The 1344-nt window shown below is 37.5% G+C and carries 2 protein-coding genes; both read right to left on the reverse strand.

Annotation, left to right across the window (positions count from 1 at the left end; translation table 11 throughout):
- On the reverse strand, positions 1–251 hold a 251-nt coding region (locus AC1DUW_RS29090; protein WP_477644221.1), incomplete at its 3' end, for an ATP-binding cassette domain-containing protein.
- Positions 252–549: 298 nt separating this feature from the next.
- A partial coding sequence (locus AC1DUW_RS29095; protein ID WP_477644222.1) for an acyl-CoA dehydrogenase family protein occupies positions 550–1344 on the reverse strand: 795 nt, incomplete at its 5' end.

Genomic DNA, 1344 nt, shown 5'->3' on the forward strand with positions numbered 1-1344 from the left:
GAATGTCCGTTGACAAGTATTTCACCCTTCTTTGGTTGAGCTAACCCTGTTAATAAGCGAAGAAGAGTACTTTTTCCAGAACCACTRGGACCCATAAAGACGACAAATTCCCCTTCTTTAATCGTTAGGTCTATATTTTTCAGAATTTCTACACCGTCATAATCAAAAGCAATTGACTTAGCTTCAATTTTATTTCGAACATTGATCATTTCTTCTTTCACTGTATAAACTCGATCAAGGACTTTTGCCATTATCGCTCCTCCAATTCTTTAGATAATTATTACAAAACAAATGTTGTTCATCTGGCCATTAATAAATGGTTTTATGTTGGTATAAAGCTTTCATCCGCCAAACTATTTGCAAATTTGGGGAAGAAAATAAACAAAAACCAGAGACGAATTCCGTATTTAGAAACTGTCTCTGGTTATCCAGTAAACAAAATATTAAATTCCAAATTTAGTAGTTGTTAAAACATAAAGAAATAAATCTATCCAAATAGCAGATTTTTCTACTATTAGAATACATATTCTTTCTACCAAATTTTTTAATTTATTTTCCATCTCCCCACAGCTCAAGTGGTAAATTAACTAACTCCCTACCTATTTGTTCGCGGGCCAAATTATTTGAAGGAGCCATCGGGATTCCACCTCTAGCATCGCGGTAAATTCGTTCAAAAACCCCCTCGATGTAACCAAAACCACCTGCTACATCCATTGCAACCCGAGCTGCAGAATCTGCTAATTCTGTGGATTGAACTTTAAGTTCTGTTACCTCAGTATTAAGTTGAGTTAACGGTTGGTTAGTCTCAAGTAATTCATCATAATGTCTAGCTAAATCAAGTTGCCAAGCTCTTAGTCCTGTAATTTGAATTTTAATCTCAGCCAATTTTTGACGAATTACTTGATATTCAGCTAGGCTTTTGTTGAAACCTTTATGAATCGTTTTTGTTACATGTGCTACCGCGGCATCTAGAGCACCTTGCGCCACACCAAGCCATACTGCGCTTAAACCGAGGACAGTACCGGTGCCATTCAATATATCTCCGCTAGCAGCGTTCAATAAATCTCGATGACTTACTTTCACATCTTTAAACGTAAGTGGTCCACTATGATTTCCGCGTACACCTAATGCTTTCCAAGGTTTTGCTCTTATCCCTTCATCATGACCATTCACAATAAAAAAACTATGATCACTCGGGTCGTCACTATTTGCGGTACGGGTTTGTACGACATAAAAATCCGCTTGTCCTCCACTTGTAGTAAATGACTTCTCAGCATTTAGAATAAAATCTTCACCGTCTCGTTCTGCCTGACTTAAGTTATACCAAACGTGCCCCCCAGTAGC

The sequence above is a fragment of the Peribacillus sp. P4_C12 genome (assembly GCF_056402095.1).